The sequence below is a fragment of the Xanthomonas sp. NCPPB 3174 genome, assembly GCF_056725205.1.
Window position 1 is genome coordinate 1,456,756 of record NZ_CM161517.1, and the last position, 22,700, is coordinate 1,479,455.

Here is a 22,700-nt window from a genome sequence, read left to right on the forward strand (position 1 = left end):
CCGCTCGCACCACCGGTTTCACCACACGCACAGGGGAGCACCATGCAAGACAACCAAGCATCCGATTTCGCCACGCTGCGCCAGTTCGCCGAGAAGTGGCTGGGCCGTCCACTGGTCGGCGCCGAGGAGGAGCAACTGCGGCGCTTCGCGTCGGAAACGTCCGCACCGCCGGCAGTGCCTGCCGCCGAAACAGTCGGCACTTCGCCGTCGCTGATCGATGCCGAGCGCGAGCGCGTGAAAGGCTTGATCCAGCAGATGCAGCAGACGATGCAGAACAGCCGGGGCGCGCTGAACGGCGCCACCGCGGCCAGCGAAGCGGCGGTGCTGAAGGCAATCCAGTCGGCCGACTCGCTGGGCCAGTTGCGGCCGAACCAGTTGCGGCCGCCGCAGAGCGGCGAGGGCGGCAGCAACCAATTGGTGATGTCGCAGATCGCCGATCGCCTCGCCAATCTCGTGCAGGCCGAAGTGCGCGCGTGCTTCGAGCGTGAGTTCGGCAGCCTGGCCCAGCAGATGCAGGCGGTGGTGGAGGCAGCGCGTGCGCAGGGACTCATCGCGGCCGAGTCGGCCGCACCGGCCGCGGCGCCGCAAGCGCCATCGCCGCCTCCGGCTGCCTGAGCCGTTCCGCTGCACGGCGTCGCCTTCGCGTATCCCACGCGGAGGCGTGCGCCGTGTGCGCGTGTCTGCTGCGCACGAACGTATGCGTGTCGCGTGGCGCGTGTCACATACGTCGGCTGTGCCGTGCGGCGTATGCCAGGCCCTGGCGCCACGTCCCGGCAGCGAACGCAGCTGCGCACCATCGGTGATGCAGTCGGTGTCATGTCGCCCGGACATCGTCCGTTCGCCTGCGGTACGGGTGAATCGCACTGCATGGCGGCGGAGGCAGCGAGGCGGCCTGCGCCGCAGTGGTTGCAACACGCATCGGTCGAGGTCGCGGCGTATCGCGGTCGGTGTTCCCGCGTCGCGCGCGCATCGCAACGACGCCGGCGAGACAAACGCCGCACCGGGTTTCACAGGTTCTGCACTGTCCCGTTTTCAGAGATCGTACGGCGTGGGCCGTACCCCAACCAGGAGCGAACACATGGCATTTCCCACCGCGGTCAACGACCAGATCACCGATGCGGTCACCCAGTCCAACGTGAAGGTCATCGGCGAGGCGCCGGCCTTTGCGATGGCGTCGATCTACCAGAGCATGGCGCACTCGACCGGCATCCTGTTCGAGAACGCCGTCTCCGCGCAGCAGCAGCAGAACACCCTGGCGCAGGCCGCGGCCAACCAGGGCGTCATGCAGATCTACAGCCTCGACTCCACCGCCGCCGCCGGCGCCACCGAGAAGGTCGCGCAGACCGGCGTGTCCGACAACCTCACCAGCCTGCTGACCGTGCTCAACGCGTTCAAGCAGTCGTAAGCCACGCGCGCTAACGCCGCCGCCAGGCGGCGCTAGCCATGCAACTCCCTTCCTAACGAGGACCGTTCCATGGCCTATCCCACCGCAGTCAACAACCAGATCACCGACGCCGTCACCCAGTCCAACGTCAAGGTCATCGGCGAAGCGCCGGCGTTCGCGATGGGCTCGATCTACCAGAGCCTGGCGCACTCCAGCGGCATCCTGTACGAGAACGCGGTCGCCGCGCAGCAGCAGCAGAACACGCTGGCGCAGGCGGCGAACAACCAGGGCGTCATGCAGGTGTACAGCCTGGACACCACCGCGGCCGCGGGCGCGTCGGAGAAGATCGCCCAGACCGGCGTGTCGGACAACCTGACCAGCCTGCTCACCGTGCTGCAGGCGTTCCAGGGTTCCCCCTACAGCAAGGGCTAAGCCCGCAAGGCACGACGTCACGCGGCTGCGTGGCGCCGTCCGGCTGGACGCGTCGCTCCGGTCCCGACACGGGCCGGAGCGACGCCATCACCACGCGGCCATTGCCGCCCTTTGATGACCCACTGCACTCGAACGGCACGCGCCTTGGCTGCCTGCCGCGACAGGGTGCGTTCGAGGCCCTGGCGCCACGCCCCCTGCGCCCAGGGAAGGGGAACTATGGACCTTCCTGCAATCGCCGATTTGCAGCGTGCCGACCGCATCCTGCCGGCCGACGCCAGCGACGCCCCGCCCGCGGATGCGGCCGGTGCGCGCCATCGCCCGTTGCTGGAGCGCTCGGCCGTGTTCCAGGGCATGCCGGCGTCGGCGCTCGATTACCTGCTCGCGCACGCCAGCGAATGCGCCCTGGATTCGGGAAGCGTGCTGTTCTTCAAGCACGATCCCAGCAGTTTCGTCGGGGTGGTGGTGCAGGGGCGCCTGTACAAGGTGCTGTACGGACCCGATGGGCAGGAGTTGATCGTCGGGACCATCGAGCCGGGCGGGCTGGTCGACGAACAGGCCTTGCTGGAACAGCATGGACGCAGCTTCACCGCCATCGCCTTCGGCCCGAGTTGCGTGCTGAAACTCGCGCGCCGCCATTTCGCCGCGCTGATGACGGTGCCGCTGTTCCAGCAGCGGATCGATGCGCTGCTGCGTCTGCGCCTGCGGCAGACCCTGGACAGCCTGGAAAGCATCTGCCTGCACCGCCTGGAAGTGCGCCTGGCGCGCTACGTGCTGCATCAACTCGAACTGCAGGCGCCGCATGCGGGCGGCGGCGATACGGTCGCGCTCCCGCCGAACCAGAGCATCCTGGCGGCGATGCTCAACGCCAGCCGCTCCAAACTCAATGCGCAACTGCAGCGCTGGGTCCGCAGCGGCCTGGTCAGCCGACGCCGCCACCTGTTGCGCGTCCACGACCTCGGCGCGCTGTATGCCAAGGCCAGCCTGCAGGGCGCGGCGGCGATGTCGGTGTCGGACGGCGAGGACACGCCGGCGCGTGCCGCCTGTCCGCCGTGGACCGATCGCCGCGCCGACTGAGGCTGCTACTCAACTGATGAGGGATCGAACGCCTGCCGCGCGTTCGCCGCACGCGCCGTGTGGGATCGCAACGCAGTCCTGACCTGAGCGGCTTGCGGTCATGCGATACCAACGGCACCGACACCAGTGCTCGACCCGTTCCCGAGGAGCGCTTACGCGACCATCAGCTCGCCACTGTCTCGCCACGCACGCAGTCCGGTGCCGCGGCCGGTGCGCGCGACGGTTCGCTGCTGCGATACGCCTCGCCCCATTCGCGCAGGCTGATCAGCACCGGCGCAAGGGAGTGGCCCAGCGGCGTCAGCGCATATTCGACCTTGGGCGGCACCTGCGGATAGACGTGGCGCACGATGACGCCGTCCTCCTCGAGCTCGCGCAACTGCAGGGTCAGCATGCGCTGCGTGGCGTTGGGCACCAGGCGCGTCAGTTCCATGAAGCGCTTCTTGCCGGAGAGCAGGTGGAACAGGATCACCGGCTTCCACACCCCGCCGATCACCGAAAGCGTGACTTCGACCGCGCAGCCGCTCTTGCCATCCAGACGTTTCAGACGCATGGTCGTTGTACCTACAAAATTGATAGTACCTGCGAAAATTGTACGTTCTTGCGATGCAGGAAGTGCATCCCGACAATGCCTGCAACGCGGTTTCGCTGCAACTGACGCGGCGCTGCCCCTCGCCACTTTCCCCCAAGGATGTCTTGCCCATGAAAGCCATCACCCTGCGCCAGCCCGCTGGCTTCGAGAACCTCCGCCTCGTCGATCTGCCCGATCCCGGCCAGCCGGGCCCCGGCGAACTCCGCGTGCGCGTGCATGCCAGCTCGCTCAACTTCCACGATCTGGGCGTCGTGACCGGCCGCATGCCCAGCGCCGACGGCCGCATCCCCATGTCCGACGGCGCCGGCGTGGTCGAGGCGGTGGGCGAGGGCGTGGACGAGTTCGCCGTAGGCGACGCGGTCGTCTCGACCTTCTTCCCGACCTGGCTGGATGGCGGCCCGACCATCGCCGATTTCGCCACCGTGCCCGGCGACGGCGTCGACGGCTATGCACGCGAATACGTCGTTCGTCCCGCGCACTGGTTCACGCACGCCCCGCGCGGCTACAGCCACGCCGAAGCGGCGACGCTGACGACCGCGGGGCTCACCGCGTGGCGCGCACTGGTGGTGGACGCGCGGCTGAAGGCCGGCGACACCGTGCTGGTGCTCGGCACGGGCGGCGTGTCGATCTTCGCCCTGCAGTTCGCCAAGCACATGGGCGCCACCGTCATCGCCACCTCGTCCTCCGACGAAAAGCTCGCGCGTGCGCAGGCGCTGGGCGCCGATTTCACCATCAACTACCGCCGCGACACCGACTGGGCGGCCAAGGTGCTCGACTACACCAACGGCCGCGGCGTCGACGTGGTGATCGAAGTGGGCGGACCGGACACGCTGGGCCAGTCCATCCGCGCCTGCCGCATCGGCGGCCACATCGCCCTGATCGGCGTGCTGACCGGCATTGCCGGCCAGGTGCCGACCGTGGCGCTGATGCAACGCCACCAGACCCTGCAGGGCCTGATCGTCGGCAGCCGCAGCCACCAGCGCGACATGGTCCGCGCCCTCGACGCGACCGGCATCAAGCCGGTGGTCGACCAGACGTTTGCGCTGGCAGATATCGCCGATGCGTTTGCGCACCAGGCGGCGGGGAAGCATTTCGGGAAGCTGTGCTTGTCGATCTGACGCGGCTAACAAACCTACTGCGCAGTCATCTGGTGACTGCGCGCCATGTTCTTGCCATTTCTGCTGCGGGAGCGCCATCGCGTAAGTGTCGCCACGAAACGGCGTCGGCTGGGCCTGCTTGGCTAGTCGCCCCCCACAAAGTAGACCATGCGCCAGCCTTGGTCCGTCTTGGAGAATCCTGCGCGGTAGTCGATACCGGCGTGCGTCGGGCATTGAATCAGGTTCTTGTCGACATACCCGCAGGCGTGCGCCGTGAGCCGGGCAAGCGTGCGCAACTCGGATGGCGACGTGCGCCAGCTCTGGATGGCCTGGTCGGCATCGCCGTCCCCACCGAAGCTCCAGACGAATTCCTGCACCATGAGCCCGCGAAGGGACTGCAGATCGCGGTGCGCCGCGGCCCGATGCACGGCGGCGATGACCGCGCTCGCGTTCTTCGGGAGCTTGGGATGCGGCGTACCGGCGAGAGCGCCGATCGGCGACAGCAGGGCGAAGCAGAGGGCGGCTTTCAGGATCGTCATGGGAGTCGCGCCGTGTGTCGTCATGGTTTCGCGAGCGCAGCGCCGCACTTCCGGCATTCCGTGCGCGCCTGCCGATGGCCTTGTGGCGCGTTGAGCGCCGCACAGGCGTCGCAGAAGCGCGTCAAGTGAATGCTCTGCCAGAGGCCGTAGCCCACGACGGCGGCCGCAAACACGAGAAACAGGGGCGGGGCGCCGGTCGCCCAGAAGAAGACCAGCATCAGTCCATTCGTCGCGATGCTGCCAACAATGAGGACTCGTCGCTTCAGGGGCGCATTCTTGTTGAAGGTGAAGAACGCCAGCGCCACAAGCCCGATCGCGGCCCAGAAGCCGAAGAGGTAGGGATAGAGGTCGTTCAACTGTTGGGGCGTGAGGTGCATGGATGTCCTGTCCGGATGTAGATGTGCTGGTCGGAGTCTAGGGCCTGGGGAAATCAGGTGCGCGACAGTATGCGGTGCGATGTCCTGGTGTCATCGCTTGGAAGCTGTAGGCCCGGGCGCGCAATCAGGTGCCAACGACTAACGGAAGCGACTAACGGGGTCAGGTTCACTCATCGAATGAGTTTGATTCTTTGCGCGGGTGGCATGCGGGCCCCATGCATGCCAATCACCGAATCTTGGCTTGGACCTTGTGTTTCATTAAGGAAGTCAACCTGACCCCGTTACTCCGTTACTTGGAGCTTCCCTAACGTCTGAGTCAAACCGCGCCGCGCGGCGTCGTTAGGCATCAAACTCATCCATCAGAGGGGCGGGGCGTGGGCCACGGTAGTCAGTGCCCGAAATAGGCACAGCACGCCATCCGACGAAGGCGCCAAGCGTCACGTGCTGAAGTTGAGCGACACATCCTAGGATGGTGCTAGGCTCGTCTGTGTCGTACAGAAACACCAGCATCCCGTCATGGGCATCGATGGCAGCTAGCTTGTCCCGATCCAGTGCGTAGTAGCTCCTATCTCCGTTGCCCGCCCAGCCGCAGGCATTGAAGTCGCACCAGACGAACGGCATGTGCTGAGTTGGTAACTGACCTTCCATTTAGTGCCTAACTCCTAGAACAGGGGCAGAGTGTACTTCCCTGCTTAGGATCAGGAGGTACGATGGAATGGCTCGTTCTCAGTGACCCTGTGGTGCCTAGTGGAAGGCCGCGTCATTCCTTGCCTGCCACGCTCACCACCAGTTCGCCGTCGCGCACCTGCACGCGCAGCGTACTGCCGATGGTGAAGCCGAGTTCTTCCATCCAGCGGCCGCCCAGGCGCAGCGCGGGCGTGCGCTTGCCGTTGGCGGAGTGGCCGCAGCCGACGGTGCACTGCTGTGGCGGGCGTGGGCGGCGGGGCGGTCGCGAGGCGCGTGCAAGATCGGCGGCGTTGGCGGCGGCGACCTGTTCGGGCGTCAGCATGGGGATGAGCGACGACTCGACGATCGTCCACTGCGGGCAGTGGCGATGCTTGTGCGACTTGCGCTTGCAGGGAGCGGTGGGGCAGGGTGACGGTTGACGCATGACACAGCCTCCTTGGCAGACAGGAACCCGCGCCGAACGGCGACGGGATGTCGGGAGGTTAGAAACCGCACACAGCCGGCGGGCTTATTTCCCCGAAGGGTGTTGTATTCGCCGCCCTCCCGACGCAGACAGCGCGTCGGAGTGTGCCTGCGAGCAGGCACAAAAAACCCACCGGTTGACGGAGGTGGGTGCCGCTGTGTGAGGAGTTTCTACGCTCCTTGGAGGGGATGGTGCTACTGGTTTTTGGGGATGTCAACTGGTTTGGGGTGAAGAGCAATGACACTTTCTAAGTAAACCTGACCCGGTTATCTCGTGCAACTCTAGCTTTCACCTGCAGTGACAATGTGTCTCGCGCGCTCGTAGAGTTCGTCGAAAGTAACAATCTCCGGCTGGTGTAGATTGCGCCGATAGAGCTCAAAGGAGCGAAGCTTTGCCTCGTTGACGCCATGATCCTCTACAAACTCGCCTAAGCTACCCACGACAACGAACGATTTAGGCGAGAAGTTGAACGCTTCCTCAGCCGTGGGAAATCCCTTCTTGTCTGGCAGGGGTAGCTTGCCAAAAATTGTTTCCGACGCATAGGAAACAGTGCCTTGTATTTGAGCGACGGCGCCGGATAGATGCTGTGATGGCGACCAGCAGCCATTACGATATTGGGTTTCAAGTAGTCGGGTCTTGTGTGTCTTGATTTCGACGAAGCACAGCGTTGAAGCGATTGCTCGGCTTCTCAGAAGAGCATCTACACGTTTTCCGGGTTGCCCGATCCGATAGCCGTGGACAACCTGTTCAAGCTTTCGCTCATTTAGCTCGGATGAATATATGTAACTCAAGCCGTAGCCAAATATCCATGAATTAGCTTCGAAGAACTGCTGCCATAGAGCCTCGTCCTTGCATCTTTTTCGTCGCTTTAAGTCTTCAAAGTATTCGTCATTTTCAAGCAAGTTGGCAAATACTTCTAGTTGTCTCTTCCGATAGCCAATTGCTATCAAGTCGCTCTTGGTGACGGAGTTGCGCAGAGCTTCGGCAATTAGTTCCTCATTGTTGGTAACGAGTTGCTTAGCTTGCTGCGAAGTAAGTGCTATCTTTCGTAACTCTTCGTCGGTTATATTTACTGCACTACCATTTTTAAAATTAATCGATTGAATGTTGGCTAAGAACTCACAAAATCGGCCGATCTCTTCATCGACAAAAGAGAAGCCTACGCCGTATGGCATGCCAGTTTCTGAGTCAAACTTTTGGATCGTTAGGACAAAGACGCCACGATTATCCTCCAAAAATTTTGCTTTGATACACGTCTTCGCATCCGGCTTTGCGCGGATTACAGTTTCGCCTCGCTCTTTCGCATAATCATAGCCGTCAATTGACGGCAGGACCTTAGACGCAATTCGAATTCTGACGTTCTTGTCGCCGAATGCGGGCAGCGACGGACTGATGTAGGTCTTGCCTGGCTTCGGATTTTGGTAGTTGTCCATGGTCAAGGCAAAAGGGTCGGTCTCACTTATCGGTTAAGTTGGATGTTTTAAACAGGCTGTAATTCCCGGCTGATGCGTAACTTAGCCTAGGCTTGGGCCGTGCGGTGTGTCAGGTTCACTTTGAAAGTCAATCTGATCCCGTTCTTGGGGTATTAGGCGGCGCCCTGTTCACGTACCGCGTTCAATTCATCTTTCAAAGGAACTATGGGTGAATAGAGTCTGTGAAAGGCTTTTCCGATGGCGCCGGAAAAAAGTTCGAGGGTCGGTCGTCTTAATCCACTCTGCAAGATATGAGTAACAGCTATGCCGGGGTAGGGGTCAATATAGTAGATCCTCTGTATTCCAAGTTGATATGCCTTCTTTGAACAGAGCTCGCACGGAGCAGCTGTAGTGAACAGAAATCCGCCTTCAAGCGTTGCGCTATGATGTCTAGCAGCTTGCAAAAACGCATTTTCTTCGGCATGTAAGGAACGAGTATGAACTTGATTCCTTTCGCTTTTAAGAGAGTTGTACTCTGATTTGAAGCAGAAAGGTATATGCCTCCCGCACGCTGTAAGCGCATCGTACCCCTTACTGGAAATCGTTAGGTGTTCTTTGAAGTCTTGGCTGACTTCGTATTCACTGTAGGCCCGCAGGTCTTGAGCAGTCAATAGATCAGTCCGACTGCGAAGGTTGCACGGAACTTGGCCAAGTGCGACGTCATTCCATCCCAATGATCGTATTGAGAAATCTGGCCCTGTTACTACCGCGCCAACTTGTCGCGATATGCAGCCTGAGTTTAGCTTGGCTGTATAAGCAACTTGCATACAGCGCTCAACGTGGCTTGGTGTGACGATTCCAGGGCGCCGAATAAGACTTACGAATTTCAGAACCTGCCAAGCCAATTCGCTGAATTGATCGGCAGCACTTTTTGCATCAGGATTGCTTACATATAGATCCGCATGCTGTAAACAACCCTGAATATCCTGAACGGTGAAAAACTCAGGCTCATTCAGGTCGTGAGGCTCATACTCAATTTTGTCTAGTTTTTCAATTTCTTCATCGGAAAATTTAAGTTTTCTCAGTCGGCTTCTTCTTTGTTCATTCGGGGCGGAAACGGCCATCAAGAAGAATGCCGCATAGCGATCCTGGAAAAAGATGGCTTCTAGTGGATTCCTAATTGCGTCAATGACAATGAATGTTTCTTTTCCTGCTGCCTTTTGGCAGCGACGCATGATTTTCAGCACGCTATTTATTTTTTGAGCTAGCGTGAAAAACTTTCCATTGATCAATGTGCTATTGAATGGGCTGCCAGATAGTCGGATATTTGTGCCAACTCGCTGATAGAGGCGCACAAAATCACTTTCGCCGAGTTCATTTCTTATTTGATCGGCCAGTGATGGAAGTTTTGTTGCATAAAAATTAATGGCTGATTCTGCTTTTTCTTTCTGGTCTGGGGCGGTTAGTTCCACCTTTCTTGAATCTAAGGTTGCGTCAGATATTTCCTCTGCGAAATCTTTAAAATCCGTATGCACTGAAAATATTCCATTTAAAACATCTCCCATCCTGTTTGTCTTGGATTCGCTTATGTCGAGCTCTTTTTCACTGTAGGATTTCAAGTCCTCGATGTTCTCTGCCAGCAAGAGGGTAATGATGCTTCGGACTTGGATCAGTGAGAAGGGCTTCCAGTTTTTTGTTATCCAATTGCCTATGATTCTGCGCTTCCTCTTCTCGTTATCGAGATCATCCGAGCCGATGTTAAGAGAGTGTTTAGGGTTCTTGTCACAGAGAATTTTAGCAACAGTGCTGCAGCCACTTCCGGTTCTTCCAGTCAACCCTATCACAACGAAGTCTTCTTCGCGGCCGTAGAGCTTGTCAACGGCAGATGCTAAATATTTCGAATTGGAAGATTTCATGGATTCCCCGTATAAGATGTGTGGCGCAACTGCGTTTGACTAAATTTAGATGGGAATGGAGGGCAAGGTTGCTTGGGTCATGCTTTTTGCGGCAGCAGGATTTTCTGTTGCCTGCATATAAATCCACTATCGATAATGCTCTTGTCTAGCCCCTTGCCATACCCCGGTTGTTCTTGCGCAAGATCGACGCTATCACTTGTTGACGTGCGTCACAAGTTAAAGGCCGCTCGGCGAACCGCCGGCGGCCTTAATTTGTAGACAAGTTGTTTGATTCCGCGCCATCCGGATTTACCGGACGGCACGCTTCTTGGAGAAGTCAGTTACTGGGCGTACTCCAAACCTGTCCCGTAACTCCCCGCACGCTCGCATCAGGCGCACTATCCAAATCAAACACAATCACACTATTCCCGCCCTTCTGCTGCCAAGGCGCCGGAAAATACAAAGCCCGCTGCGGCCCGATTTTCCAGTGCCTTCCCAGGTTATGGCCGTTTGCCCAGGCGAAGCCTTTGCCGAAGGCCTGCATGTCCAGGAACGTATCGGCAGGCGTGCCGATCTTCACCGTGCCTCGGTGGAAGGCGGGGCCGTCGACCTTGGCGGTGGTCCAGCCGGTGAGCTTGCTCGGGTCGTCCATCGGCAGGGGGAAGGTCTGCCAGCCGGTGAGTTGCTTGCCGTCGAGCAGCACGGGGTCGACCAGGCCGGCGTGGCCGTCGGGGAGGTGGGCGCCGTAGTTGATGCGGCCGGTGTTCTCCACCAGCACGTCGAGGGTGTGGGGGCCGGCGGGGATGTCCACGTCCACCGCCACTTGCTGCAGGCGGCGCTCGGCGCTGCCGGCCAGTGTCCGGTCGACGTAGACGCGGGCGTAGTCGCGTACCTCGCCCAGGTACAGGCTGCCCTTGCGCGGGCCGGTGACGGTGGTGCGGTAGAGGATGTAGCCGTAGGCCTGGCCGTAGCGCTCCATCGGCTGCGGGGTGTCGGTGGTGGCGGCCGGGGCGGGCAGGTTGTCCCAGAGCGAGGCAGATTCGCGCAGCGGCGTGGCGGGGAGTTCGGCGAAGCGGATCGGCTTGGGCAGGGTCGGCGGGGCGATGCCGGTGACGCGCTGGATGGCGTCGCGGAACAGGGTGAACTTGGGGGTGGGGCGGCCGGCTTCGTCGAGCACGGCGTCGTAGTCGTAGCTGGTGGTCTGCGGGGCGTAGTGGTCGCTGGGGTTCTTCTGGAAGTTGGCGCCATTCATGAACCCGAAACTGGTGCCGCCGACGAACATGTAGAGGTTCGCGGAGTGGCCCTGGCGCAGGATCCATTCGAATTCGCTGGCCTGCTTGGTGGCATCGGTGGCCGCGTGCTTCTCGCCCCATTGGTCGAACCAGCCGGCCCAGTATTCGCCGACCATCTGCGGTTGCCCGGGGCGGAACTTGGCCAGGGTCGCGAAGGCGTTCTTGGCGTCGCCGGGGGCGAAGTTCACCACGGCCAGGGTGTCGGGCAGGGTGCCGTTGGCGAGCACGTCGGGGCCGTCGGCGGTGAACAGCAGGGCCTTGTCGAAGCCGGCCTGCACGAACATGGCGCGGTTGCGGCGCATGTAGGCGTGGTCGTCGCCGTAGGAGCCGTATTCGTTCTCCACCTGCACGGCGACGATCGGGCCGCCGTTGCCGTTGAGCCGCGGTTTGACCTGGGCGGCGAGCGCGTCGAGGTAGGCCTGGCTGGCGGCGAGGAAGCGCGGATCCTGGCTGCGCACGCGCATGCCGGGTTCGGCAAACAGCCAGGCGGGATAGCCGCCGGCTTCCCATTCGGCGCACACGTACGGGCCGGGGCGCAGGATCACGTTGAGGCCTTGCGCGGCGGCTTCGTCGACGAAGGCGGCGATGTCGTTGTTGCCGCTGAAGTCGAACTGGCCCGGCCGCGGTTCCACCAGGTTCCAGAACACGTAGGTCTCCACCGTGTTCAGGCCCATCGCGCGCGCCTTCTGCAGGCGGTCCTTCCAGTAGGCGCGGGGAATGCGCTGGAAGTGGATGGCGCCGGAAATGACCTGGTACGGCTTGCCGTCGCGGATGAAGTGATCGCCCTGGGTGGCGAAGGCGGGCCAGGCGGTGGCGCTGTCGGCAGCGCGCACGTGGATGGCGGGCAGGGCGAACGCCAGGGCGAGGGCAAGGGCGGCGAGGGTCTTACGCGGCATGGGGGATTCTCAAAAAAAGCGATGCGATTGCGACAGTAGGACGACCGGAGCGCGCGCCAAATTGCATCGGGTCACGCACAGGCGCGGATGTGGGGAACCACCAATCCCGATTCCCCAATCCCCATTCCCGGCCGTCAGCTAAACGACGGCGGCAGATCGTCCTTGCCCGCACCGAACGCGGTGTTGGGCTTGGGCCCCATCTCCAGTTCCAGCGTGCCGCCGGCGGCGAGGTCGGCGTGGCGCAGCCAGCTGCGGGTGTAGGGCTTGCCGTTCCAGCGGGCGCTCTGGATGTAGACGTTGGCCGCGCTGTTGCCGTGGGCGACGATGCGCAGGGTGCGGCCGTTGCCCACGTCCAGTTCGGCGCGCTTGAACAGCGGGCTGCCCAGCACATAGTTGGCGCTGACCGGGTCCACCGCATACAGGCCCAGTGCGCTGAGCACGAACCAGGCGCTCATTTGCCCGCAGTCCTCGTTGCCGGACAGGCCGTTGCGCGCGTCGTGGTATTGCTCGCGCAGCAGCCGCCGCACCATCGCCTGGGTCTTGTACGGCTGCCCGGCGTAGGCGTAGAGATAGGCGACGTGGTGGCTGGGTTCGTTGCCGTGCGCGTACTGGCCGACCATGCCGTCGATGTCCGGCGGCGCGTCCGCCGGCAGTTCGGAGCTGGTGGTGAACAGTTCGTCGAGCTTGGCGACGAAGTTGTCGCGGCCGCCGAACAGGTCCATGTAGCCGTACAGGTCGTGCTGGTTGAGGAAGGTGGCCTGCCAGGCGTTGGACTCGGTGAAGTCGCGCCACTGCGCGCTGTGGCCCATCGCGCGCGGATCGAACGGGGTGGCCCACTGGCCGTCGCTCAGCCGCGGCTGCACGAAGGTGCTCTCGCGGTTGAACACGTTGCGGTACTGGCGCGAGCGTTCGCGCAGGTGCTTGGCATCGTCGTCGGCGCCGACCGCCTGCGCCAGGTGCGCCACCGCCCAGTCGTCGTAGGCGAATTCCAGGGTGCGGCTGACCGATTCGTCGACCTTGTCGCAGGGGATGTAGCCCATCTGCCGGTACAGCGCCAGGCCGTGCACGTCGTCGTCCATCGCGCGCTTGCGCCACGCCGGGTAGGCGGCTTTCCAGTCGATGCCGGTGAAGCCCTTGGCATGCGCCTCGGCCAGCACCACCGCGGAGTGGTAGCCGATCATGCAATCGGTCTCCACGCCCTGCAGCGGCCAGATGCCGACGCCCTGCGGCGATTCGTGGGCGCCGCGCACCAGGCACTGCACCAGGTCGGGCACGCGCTCGGGCTGCACCAGGGTCAGCAAGGGATGCAGGGCGCGGTAGGTGTCCCACAGCGAGTAGGTGCTGTAGTTGTGGTAACCGGCGGGCGCCTGGTGCACCTGCAGGTCCATGCCGCGGTAGCGGCCGTCGGTGTCGCTGAACAGGGTCGGCGCGATCAGGCTGTGGTACAGCGCGGTGTAGAAGATGCGGCGCTGCGCTTCGTCGTCGCTGTCGATGCGCACCCGCCCCAGTTCCTTCTCCCATTCGGCCACGGCGGCGGCGTGCACGCGGGCGAAGTCGAAGTCGGGCAGTTCCGCGTCGAGGTTGGCCAGGGCGTTCTCGGCGCTGACCGCGGAAATGCCGACCTTGACCAGCAGCGGCGCCTGCGCGGCATCGGGGTAGTGCAGGGCCAGTTTCAGCCGGTTGCCGTCGGCGCTGCGCGCGCTCGCGGCCAGCGGTTGGTCGTCGGCATACAGCTGCGCGCTGGCGAACGGCCGCGACAGGCGCATGGCGAAGTAGATGTAGCGGCCCTTGGCCCACTGGTAGACGCGGCGGCCGCCGGTGACGGTCTGCGCGTCGACCAGGCGCAGGCTCGCGTCTTCGACGCGGGCGGGGATCTCCGGCTTGTCCTGCATGCCGTGGCACAGGTCCAGCAGCAGGTGCGCCGGCTTGCCCTTGGGGAAGTGGTAGCGGTGCAGGCCGGCGCGCGCGGTGGCGGTGAGTTCGGCATGCACGCCGCTGTCCTTCAAGCGCACGCGGTAATAGCCGGGCGAGGCGGCTTCGTCTGCGTGGTCGTAGCGCGAGCGGTAGCCGGCCTCGGGGTTCTCGCGCGTGCCGGGCTGCAGCTTCACCTGGCCGGTGGCCGGCACCACCAGAAAATCGAGCATGTCGCCGATGCCGGTGCCGGACAGATGGGTGTGCGAGAAGCCCATGATCGAGCCGTCGTCGGCGTGGTAGCCGGAGCAGGCGTCCCAGTCGGCGTTGTAGGTGTCCGGGCTCAGTTGCACCATGCCGAACGGCAGCGTGGCGCCGGGGAAGGTGTGGCCGTGGCCGCCGGTGCCGATGAACACGTCGACGTTGCGGGTGAGCTCGGCCTTGGCGCGCGCATCGGCCGGCAGCGCGTAGCTGCCGGCGCGTGCCTGCGCCAGGCGCGCGATGCCGCTGCTGCCGAACAGGGCCAGGGCGATGGCGCCCTGCAGGAAACCGCGTCGTGTGGCCATGGTGCTGTCCTCGGGGTGTGCGGCGGTGCGGTGGGGTTTGGTTTTTCTGTAGGAGCGGCTCCAGCCGCGATGGGCGTTACCGGTAAAGCCCGGTCGCGGCTGAAGCCGCTCCTACGACAGCAAATGCGGCTTGCGCTGATGCAGGTCGATGATCAACTCGCCGAACAAGGTGTTGGCCCAGGCGAACCAGGGGCGAGTGAAGGTGCTCGGGTTGTCCTTGTCGAAGGCCTCGTGCATGAAGCCGCTGCCGGCGTCGGTGGTCTTGAGCCACTGCAGGCACTGGCGGATCTGCGCGTCGTCGTCGCTGGCCAGCGCGTACTGCATCAGCGACATCGGCCAGATCGTGCCGAGGCCGCTGTGCGGGCTGCCCACGCCCTCGGCGGCGCGGCCGCGATAGAAGTACGGGTTGCGCTCGCTCCAGGCCAGTTGCCGGGTGCGCAGGAACACGGGGTCGCGGCGATCGCAGCAGCCCAGGTAGGCCAGGCTCAGCAGGCCGGGCGCGTTGGCGTCGTCGATGAACAACTGGTTGCCGTAGCCGTCCACCTCGTAGGCCCAGAACGGCTGGCCGTCGGCATCGCGCATCTGCCCGAACTGGCGGGTGGCGGTCTCGACCTGGTCGGCCAGGGCGCGGCATTCGCCGGCGAAGGCGGCGTCGTGGTGCAGCGCCTCGCTTATCGTCGCCAGTTGCCGCAGCGAGGTCACTGCGAACAGGTTGGCGGGGACGAACAGCGGGTACAGGCAGGCGTCGTCAGACGGGCGGAACATCGAGTGGATCATGCCGTTGGGCCGGGTCGGCTGCCCGTAGCCGTCCAGCACCAGGGTTTCGGTGGCCAGCGGCGAGGGCCGCTGGAAACTGTACGGGCCGCGGCCGTGCAGGCGCTGCTGTTCGCGGAAGGTGCGCACCACCACGTGCATGGCCTCGCGCCAGTCGTCGTCGAACGGCGCGGCATCGCCGCTGGCGCGCCAGTACTCGTGCGCCAGGCGGATCGGGTAGCACAGCGAATCCACTTCCCATTTGCGCTCGCCGACGCCGGGCTTCATCTCGGTGATGTCGGCCACCGACCACTTCAGGCGCTGGCTGGTGCCGTCGGGCAGGAACGCGTTGGCGTAGGGATCCAGGCGGATGCAGGCGGCCTGGCGCTGGATCAGCCCATGGAACATGCGCCGCAGCGCCGGGTCGCGCTTGGCCAGCGGCACGTAGGGATGCACCTGCGCGGAGGAGTCGCGCAGCCACATCGCCTCGATGTCGCCGGTGATGACGAAGGTGTCCGGCTTGCCGTTGCGGGTGCCGGTCTCGACGGTGGTGTCGAGGGTGTTGGGGTAGCAGTTCTCGAACAGCCAGGCCAGGCGCGGATCGGCGATGCCCGCCTTGACCGTGCGCAACTGGCGCTCGACCGCAGCGCTGACGAAGCGGCGCTTGCCCGGCGGCGGCCGCTTGCTGGGCAGGGCGTCGGAGGCCGATGCCGCGGCGGCGGCCGGCAGCGCCCCGCTCAGCAGCGCGGCGCCGGCGCTGGCGCCGAGGAAGTGGAGGATGTCGCGGCGGGTGGGCATGGCCTGGGAACGCTCCGTGGAATCGACAAACGCGCCCCGCGCGGGGCCGGCACCGGGGGAGGTGCCGGCCGCGGCCGGGAGGGCAGGTTGATGGTACCTATAACGGACCAATTTGCGACGACCTTACAACGTGTGGCCGTCCGATGCATCCTGCGACTGCACAACCGGCCCGCTCACGGATGGTGATGCGGGCCGTGCCAGTGCATCGGTCCCGAGCACACGCACTCGCCGTCGTCGTCGCCGTTGCCGGCATGGCCGAACAAGGCCTCCAGCAGCCGCCGCGACGGGCTCCACTCGCCGATGGCCGGATGGATCAGCATCGCCTTGCAGGCGTCCAGGTGGCTACCGCTGAGCGCGGCGTCGATGGCGGCGTGCTCGTAGGCCTTCACCGTGCGCACCAGGCCCTGGATCGCCTCGGGCAGCGGCCGTGCCGGCAGCGGGGTGATGCGGTCGCGCTCGATGGTGGAGGAGATCTCCACGATGTCGTCGTCGGCCAGTTCCGGCATGCAGCCCTGGTTGCGTACGTTGACCACGTGCCGGCCCGGCAGCGCACCGGTCAGCGCGCTCATCACGTCCACGGCGATGCGGTGATAGCCGGTGCTGGCGCGGAACGGGTCCGGCTGCGGCGCGAGGTCGTCGGCGAAGGCCGAGCCGGCCTCGGCCTCCAGCCGCATGTACGAGCCGGAGCGCTGCTGCAGGTAGGCGGCGTAGGTCTGCACCGCGCCGCTGCCGTCGCCGGCGTTGAGGCGGCTGCGCAGGTTGGCGATCAGGGTGTGGTTGAGCTGTTCGATCTCGCTGCCGCGGCTGGCGCCGCTGGCGCGCTGGTTCTCCAGGGCGCGACTGCGCTCGTAGTAGAAGTACAGGTACTCGGTGGGGATCAGCCGCAGCGTGCGCAGCATGTCGAAGTCGAACAGCGGCGCCAGGTACAGCTGGCGCAGGATCGCGTCGTCGGCCAGGATGCGGTCGAGCACGTCCTCGCCGCGCACCCGCACCGCGCGGATCCAGCCCAGGTGGTTGAGGCCGACGTACTCGCAGTCCACGTCCGCCGGCGGCTCGCCGAGCGCGCGGGCGATGTTGTGGAACAGCTCCACCGGCGTGTCGCAGATGCCGACCACGCGCGCGCGGGTGTGGCGGCTGATGGCCTGGGTGATCAGCCCGGCCGGGTTGGTGAAGCTGACCAGCCAGGCGTCGGGGCTGAGCCGCTCCACCATCCGCGCCTGCTCGATCGCCACCGGCACCGTGCGCAGCGCCTTGGCGACGCCGCCGGGGCCGGTGGTCTCCTGCCCGGCGTAGCCATGGCGGATGATGGTGTGCTCGTCGGTGGCGCGCTGGCGGATGCCGCCGATGCGGATGCTGTTGAGCACGAAGTGCGCGCCGTCGATCGCCGCTTCCGCCGAACTGGCCGCGTTGACCTGCAGCTCGCCGCCGAACTCGGCGACCACCGCGCGGCCCAGCGCGACCATCAGCGCCAGCCGCTCCTGGTCGGGATCGTAGAGCACGATCTCGCGCGCGCCGAGCGCTTCGGCGGCGTCGTTGACGCCGTACACCACCAGCGGCGCGCGCACACCGCCGCCGCCGATCAGGGCGAGCTTACGGTTGGGAAAGGAACTGCTCATGGAGACTCCTGAGACGTGGGGGATCGGGAAGGCCGTCGAGCGCGCCGAGCGCGGTGCAGCAGGCGGCGCCGCACAGGCAGCCGCGCTGCGCGCAGGCATCGAGGGATAGGTGGTCCAGCAGCGCATCGATGAAGCCGGCATCGAAGGCGTCGCCGGCGCCGGTGGTGTCCTGCACGGCGACCGTGGGTGCGACGACTCGCCGCGCGCCGGCCGCATCCACCACGCAGGCGCCGGCGCCGCCGAGCTTGATCGTGACCTGCGCCAGGCCCAGCGCCTGCGCCCAGGCGGCGCAGGACGCGGCATCGTCGCCCGTGCAACCGGCCAGCGCGGCCTCTTTCTGGTTGGGCAGGAAGTGATCGACCGCGCGGCAGGTGGCGTGGTTGTCCGGATCGGCCAGCCACACCGGGTTGAAGCCCACGTCCAGCGAGGTGCTGCAACCGGCCGCGCGCAACGCTGGCAGCAGCGTGCGCGCCAGCGTCGCCGGCAGCGGCAGCGCGAAGTGCACGTGGCGTGCGGCGCACATCGCCTCCAGCGCGGTCGCACTGCCCAACAGCGGTTCCAGCGCGGCATTGGCGCCGGGATAGGTGAAGAACGAGCGGTCGTCGTGCAGCGACACGCTGGCGGTGACGCCGGTGCCGGCGGGATGGTCGACCAGGCCTTCTGTGCCGACGCCGAACGCGCCCAGGCGCTGCGCGAACCAGGCGCGGTCGCCGGCGCCGATCGCGCCGATCAGCGTGACTGTGCGTCCGAGCCGCGCCAGCCCGCAGGCGGTGTTGACGGTGCCGCCGCCGAGATCGCGATGGTAGTGCCGCGCCATCGCTTCCTCGCCCGGCCCGGGCCAGGTGCTGAAGCCGCTGAAGATGTGGTCGAGGTAGACCTCGCCGACCACTGCGACGTCGTGGGTTTTCATTGCTGGAAGGGCCATGCTGCCTCGCGTTTGGCCTGGATGAGATAGAGCGCGGTGCCCGCGCACAGCGCCAGCACCGCCGCCAGCAGCCGCGGCAGCGGGCTGGTGGCCAGCAGCGCCAGCCAGCCGCAGACGCTGATCAGCAGCGGCCACGGATACAGCGGCATGGCGAAACTGGCGCGGCGCCGCGGCTGCCGCCGCAGCAGCACCACCGCCAGGCATTGCGCCAGGAACTGGAACAGGATCTGGATGATCATCAGCGTGGCGATCAGGTCGTCCAGCGACAGCGGACAGGCCAGCGCCGAGGTGATGCCGACGAACAGCAGCGACACCGTGGGGAAGCGCCCGCGCGGGTGCAGCCGCGCGAACACGCCGAAGAACTGGCCGGACGCCGCCGCGGCATACGGCACCCGCGAATAGCCCAGCAGCACCACCAGCGCCGAGCCCCAACTGGCGAGCACGATCAGCGCCACCGCCACGGTGCCGCCCACCGGGCCGTAGATGGCCTGCATGAAGTCGGCGACCACCGCCTTGGACTGCGCCGCCTGCTGCCACGGCAGCACGCCGAGCAGGGTCACGTTCAAGCCCAGGTACAGCACCGCCACGATCGGGATCGACCACAGCACCGCACGCGGAATCGTGCGGCGCGGCTTGCGGATCTCGCCGCCGAGCATGCACACGTTGTTGTAGCCGCCGTAGTCGTACACCGCGATCAGTGCCACCGCGCCGAAGCCCAGCCAGAAGCCGTGCGGCGAGGCCGGCCGCGCCTGCAGGAAGTCGCGCGCCAGCGCCATGTCGAAATGCAGCGCGCCGCTGAGTACGATCCACACGCAGGCGGCGATCACCACCGCACTGACCAGCAGCGACAGCAACTGCACCGAGCGCACCTGCCGGTACAGCAGCGCGGTGTTGAACAAGCACAGTGCCATGGCGATGCCGGTGAGCGCGGTGTGGCTCAGCCCCGGCATCAGGTAGGCCAGGTATTGTGCGCAGCCGACTGCCGCCGCCGCTACCGACAGCGGCGCGGTCAGCAACGTCTGCCACAGATACAGGAAGCCGAACAGGCGCCCGGCGCGATCGCGGCCATAGGCCTCGCGCAGGTAGTGATAGGGACCGCCCGAGCGCGGAATCGCCGAACCCAGTTCGGCCCACACCAGGCCGTCGCACAGGCACAGCAGCGCGCCGACCACCCAGCCCAGCAGCACCGCCGGCCCGGCCAGCGCCGACAGCGCCAGCGGGATGGTGATGAACGGACCGATCCCGATCATGTTGAGCAGGTTGGCCGACAGCGCGCTCCAGAATCCCAGCGTGCGCGGCGGCGCGCCCTGGTCCGCGGCGGGCGAAGAGGACGCGACGGGGGCGGCGAGCGACGTCATGTGCATGCGCGATCCTGCGGGGAGGGAAGGGAAGCGACGGGCTGCATTGCAGGCGTGGGGACGAGAGCGTCGGCGCAGCGCACCAGGCCCGGTTGCAGGCGATGCAGATCGAGGATCAGCACCTGGTTGGCGCCGGCGCGCAGCCAGGCGCCCGGGCAGTACAGGCATTGCTGCGGGCCGATGTCCCAATAGCGCCCGAGCAGGCGCCCGTTGACCCACAGATAGCCCTTGCGCCAGTCGCGCATGTCCAGGTGCACGTCGCCGGGCTGGTCGAGGGTGAATTCGGTGGCGAAGAACAGACCCGGGCGCTGCGGCGGCGCCTGCAGCGGGCGCAGCGACGGCGTCGGGTCTGCGTCCAGCGCCAGCCCGCGCACTTCCCAGCCATGCAGCTCCTGCCCATCGAGCCGCACCGGACCGAGCAGACCCTTGCGATCGCCCAGCGCCGGGCCGAAGTTGATGTGGCCGAAACTGTCGACCAGCACGTCCAGATCGCGGGTGTCCTTCGCTGCATCGGGCAGGCGCAGCTGCAGCGCGCTGTGCAGGTGCGGATGCCGCACCCGCGACACGTGGTCCACTTCGCGCCCGTCCAGATGCACCACCGCGTAGTCGTGGACCTGCCCCAGGTGCAGCGCCTGGCCCGCGCCGATCCGCCGCCGATACAGCACCAGCCCCTGGTCCTGGCCGAGCAGGCGCTGGTTGTCGATCGGGGAGTCGGTCTGCAGCGCGGGGCCGAGGTTGTCCCACAGCGCGGCTACGGGCTTGGCCTCGATCGCGTCGAAGTGTGCGCGGCGCGGTGCGGCGGGCACCGGTGGCGCGGGCGTGTCGGCCTGCGTGGCGATGATCTTGCGCAGCGCGAAGTACGCCGGTGTGGCGCGGCCGGCCTCGTCGATCGGCGCGCCGTAGTCGTAGCTGGTCAGCGCCGGCTGAAACTGCGAGCCGTCGTCCTCGGCGTTTGCGCCAGCGCTGAGGCCGAAGTTGGTGCCGCCGTGCACTACGTACAGATTGAACGAATAACCGGCGGCGGCGATGCGGCGCAGCAGCGGCGCATAGTCGCGGCGCGCGAACTGCGGCTCGCCCCAATGCGTGAGCCAGCCGGGGTAGCCCTCGGACACCCACACCGGCGCCTGCCCGGCGAAGGCGGTGGCCGCCTGCAGATCGTGCAGATCGGGACCATCGAGCCCTAGCGCTGCGCCTGGCAGCATCGCCTGGCGCCGCCGCAGATCCTTGAGCCCTTCGGCCAGCGAGAACGGCCCCTCGACCCCATGCGCCCGCCACAGCGCGGCCAGCGCCTGCAGATAGCCGACGTCGCTGCCATGCATCGCGTATTCGTTCTCGATCTGCAGCATCAGCACCGGCCCACCGGCACTAGCCATCAACGGCGCGATGCGTGGCGCGATCGCCCCGATGTAGCGCTCCACCGCCGTCATGTACCGCGCATCGTGGCGATCGCGCAGACGGATGTTCGCCTCGCGCAGCAGATACGGCGGCAACCCGCCCAGCGTCCACTCCGCGCACACATACGGACCCGGGCGCAGATACACCCACAGCCCTTCCTGCTGGCACAGCCGGACGAAGCCGACGAAATCGCGCTCGCCGCTGTCCAGATCGAACTGTCCCGGCGCCGTTTCCAGCGCATTCCACATCAGATACAGCGCGATGGTGTTCAACCCCATCGCCTTGGCCATGCGGATGCGATGCAGCCAATCCGCTTTCGCGATCCGCAGCGGATGCAGTTCCCCGCTGCGGATCTGCCATGGTTGCCCGTCAAGCGTGAAGCGGCCCTGTTCGAAACCGAAGGTGTGTGGTTTGCCATCAGGGATGGGAGCTAGCCTTGGTGCAGCTGCGCGCAACACCGGCATCGCGGCCAACCCCAATGGCGCCAGCAACCCGAACCGGCAGAAGGCGCGGCGTTTCATTGCAGGCTCCAACAGGATTTTTGCTGTTGCTGTTGCTGCTTCAGGTGTTGCTGTTGCTCTTCAGCTTTTGCCTTTCCCGGGTCCCCTCCGCAGCGGCGGAGCTGGCTGGCAAAACCCCCCGTAGGGGGGCGGCGCACAAGGATGTGCGCCGTTTTCGGCCGGGGCAGGGCTCGCCGGGAAAAGGCGAAGCACTGCTTCGCCCCGGCGGGCGGGCTGGCGCCGTGAGGCGACTGCCCCGGACTTGGCTGCGAAGCAGACAAGCCCCGTCCGAAAATCCCGTCAGCGGAGCGGACCCGCGTAGCGGGCGCGAAGGCGGGGTGTGCTTGATCAGCCATTCGGCTGCTGTAAAGCGGCTTCTTTTGGTTACTTTTCTTTGCACAAGCAAAGAAAAGTGACTCGCCGCCAGGCGAAAGCTTTTGCTTTTTATAGCTAACCCAGGCGATACCGGTAAAGCCCGTCGGGACTGGAGTCCCTCCCACAAGAAGCGTTTTTCCAGCTGAGTCGGGAAAGCCCGTCGCGGCTGAAGCCGCTCCTACGACAGCCGAAGCGCGCGCTGCTTGAGTGGATCCCTGATGCAGCCTGATCCAGGCCGCACCGGTAAAGCCCGTCAGGACTGAAGTCCCTCCCACAAAAAGCGTTGTTCCAGCCGAATCGGGAAAGCCTGTCGCGGCTGAAGCCGCTCCTACGACAAGCGGGGTGCGCGCTGCGCGAGCGGGCTGC

Annotated in this window: 18 protein-coding genes; 5 read left to right on the forward strand and 13 right to left on the reverse strand. The window is 65.2% G+C overall.

The annotated features are described in order from the left end of the window. The first annotated feature begins 42 nt into the window (after positions 1 to 42). From AC1PK7_RS06475 to AC1PK7_RS06490, 4 genes are all read left to right on the forward strand, one after another. Positions 43 to 615, forward strand: coding sequence for a hypothetical protein (locus AC1PK7_RS06475; protein WP_481100236.1), 573 nt, complete (start codon positions 43 to 45; stop codon positions 613 to 615). A gap of 463 nt (positions 616 to 1,078) precedes the next feature. Next, entirely contained in the window at positions 1,079 to 1,405 is a 327-nt protein-coding gene (locus tag AC1PK7_RS06480; protein ID WP_010343222.1) for a RebB family R body protein, read from the forward strand. Positions 1,406 to 1,474: 69 nt separating this feature from the next. After that, positions 1,475 to 1,816, forward strand: coding sequence for a RebB family R body protein (locus AC1PK7_RS06485; RefSeq protein ID WP_010343221.1), 342 nt, complete (start codon positions 1,475 to 1,477; stop codon positions 1,814 to 1,816). Positions 1,817 to 2,032: 216 nt separating this feature from the next. Then, entirely contained in the window at positions 2,033 to 2,890 is an 858-nt protein-coding gene (locus AC1PK7_RS06490) for a Crp/Fnr family transcriptional regulator (protein ID WP_209229658.1), read from the forward strand. A gap of 163 nt (positions 2,891 to 3,053) precedes the next feature. On the opposite strand, the gene AC1PK7_RS06495 is transcribed toward AC1PK7_RS06490, so the two are convergent. Beyond that, entirely contained in the window at positions 3,054 to 3,440 is a 387-nt protein-coding gene (locus AC1PK7_RS06495) for a winged helix-turn-helix transcriptional regulator (RefSeq protein ID WP_481100237.1), read from the reverse strand. A gap of 149 nt (positions 3,441 to 3,589) precedes the next feature. Here AC1PK7_RS06495 and AC1PK7_RS06500 point away from each other — a divergent pair, with 149 nt between their 5' ends. After that, positions 3,590 to 4,597, forward strand: a complete 1,008-nt coding sequence (locus AC1PK7_RS06500; RefSeq protein ID WP_481100238.1) for a zinc-dependent alcohol dehydrogenase family protein — start codon at positions 3,590 to 3,592, stop codon at positions 4,595 to 4,597. Positions 4,598 to 4,719: 122 nt separating this feature from the next. Here AC1PK7_RS06500 and AC1PK7_RS06505 read toward each other — a convergent pair whose 3' ends face one another. The 12 genes from AC1PK7_RS06505 to AC1PK7_RS06560 all read right to left on the reverse strand — a co-directional run bounded on the left by AC1PK7_RS06505 (position 4,720) and on the right by AC1PK7_RS06560 (position 21,980). Then, positions 4,720 to 5,115 carry a hypothetical protein gene (locus tag AC1PK7_RS06505; RefSeq protein ID WP_481100239.1) on the reverse strand — a complete coding sequence of 132 codons (396 nt, stop codon included), beginning with the start codon at positions 5,113 to 5,115 and terminating at the stop codon, positions 4,720 to 4,722. A 20-nt stretch (positions 5,116 to 5,135) separates the two neighbouring features. Then, complete coding sequence (locus AC1PK7_RS06510) at positions 5,136 to 5,492, reverse strand: hypothetical protein (RefSeq protein WP_481100240.1); 357 nt, start codon at positions 5,490 to 5,492, stop codon at positions 5,136 to 5,138. A gap of 760 nt (positions 5,493 to 6,252) precedes the next feature. Beyond that, entirely contained in the window at positions 6,253 to 6,603 is a 351-nt protein-coding gene (locus AC1PK7_RS06515) for a SymE family type I addiction module toxin (RefSeq protein WP_481100241.1), read from the reverse strand. Between the two features lie 320 nt (positions 6,604 to 6,923). Further along, a complete protein-coding gene (locus AC1PK7_RS06520) occupies positions 6,924 to 8,075 on the reverse strand; it encodes a Shedu immune nuclease family protein (protein WP_481100242.1) in 1,152 nt (383 codons plus the stop codon). A gap of 152 nt (positions 8,076 to 8,227) precedes the next feature. Beyond that, positions 8,228 to 9,970, reverse strand: a complete 1,743-nt coding sequence (locus AC1PK7_RS06525; protein ID WP_481100243.1) for a hypothetical protein — start codon at positions 9,968 to 9,970, stop codon at positions 8,228 to 8,230. 316 nt (positions 9,971 to 10,286) lie between these two features. Continuing rightward, positions 10,287 to 12,137, reverse strand: coding sequence for a glycoside hydrolase family 35 protein (locus tag AC1PK7_RS06530; RefSeq protein ID WP_481100244.1), 1,851 nt, complete (start codon positions 12,135 to 12,137; stop codon positions 10,287 to 10,289). Positions 12,138 to 12,271: 134 nt separating this feature from the next. Then, a complete protein-coding gene (locus AC1PK7_RS06535; RefSeq protein ID WP_481100245.1) occupies positions 12,272 to 14,614 on the reverse strand; it encodes a GH92 family glycosyl hydrolase in 2,343 nt (780 codons plus the stop codon). Positions 14,615 to 14,725: 111 nt separating this feature from the next. Then, positions 14,726 to 16,165 (reverse strand): glycoside hydrolase family 125 protein, encoded by a 1,440-nt coding sequence (locus AC1PK7_RS06540; protein WP_481100246.1) that lies wholly within the window; start codon positions 16,163 to 16,165, stop codon positions 14,726 to 14,728. A gap of 173 nt (positions 16,166 to 16,338) precedes the next feature. Continuing rightward, on the reverse strand, positions 16,339 to 17,781 hold the full coding sequence (locus AC1PK7_RS06545) for a 6-phospho-beta-glucosidase (RefSeq protein WP_481100247.1): 1,443 nt from the start codon (positions 17,779 to 17,781) through the stop codon (positions 16,339 to 16,341). Continuing rightward, a complete protein-coding gene (locus tag AC1PK7_RS06550) occupies positions 17,756 to 18,691 on the reverse strand; it encodes a carbohydrate kinase family protein (protein ID WP_481100248.1) in 936 nt (311 codons plus the stop codon). Before AC1PK7_RS06550 ends, AC1PK7_RS06545 begins: the two co-directional genes overlap by 26 nt. After that, positions 18,688 to 20,064 (reverse strand): APC family permease, encoded by a 1,377-nt coding sequence (locus AC1PK7_RS06555; RefSeq protein WP_481100249.1) that lies wholly within the window; start codon positions 20,062 to 20,064, stop codon positions 18,688 to 18,690. Before AC1PK7_RS06555 ends, AC1PK7_RS06550 begins: the two co-directional genes overlap by 4 nt. Further along, positions 20,061 to 21,980 carry a beta-galactosidase gene (locus tag AC1PK7_RS06560; RefSeq protein ID WP_481100250.1) on the reverse strand — a complete coding sequence of 640 codons (1,920 nt, stop codon included), beginning with the start codon at positions 21,978 to 21,980 and terminating at the stop codon, positions 20,061 to 20,063. Before AC1PK7_RS06560 ends, AC1PK7_RS06555 begins: the two co-directional genes overlap by 4 nt. Positions 21,981 to 22,700 lie beyond the last annotated feature (720 nt).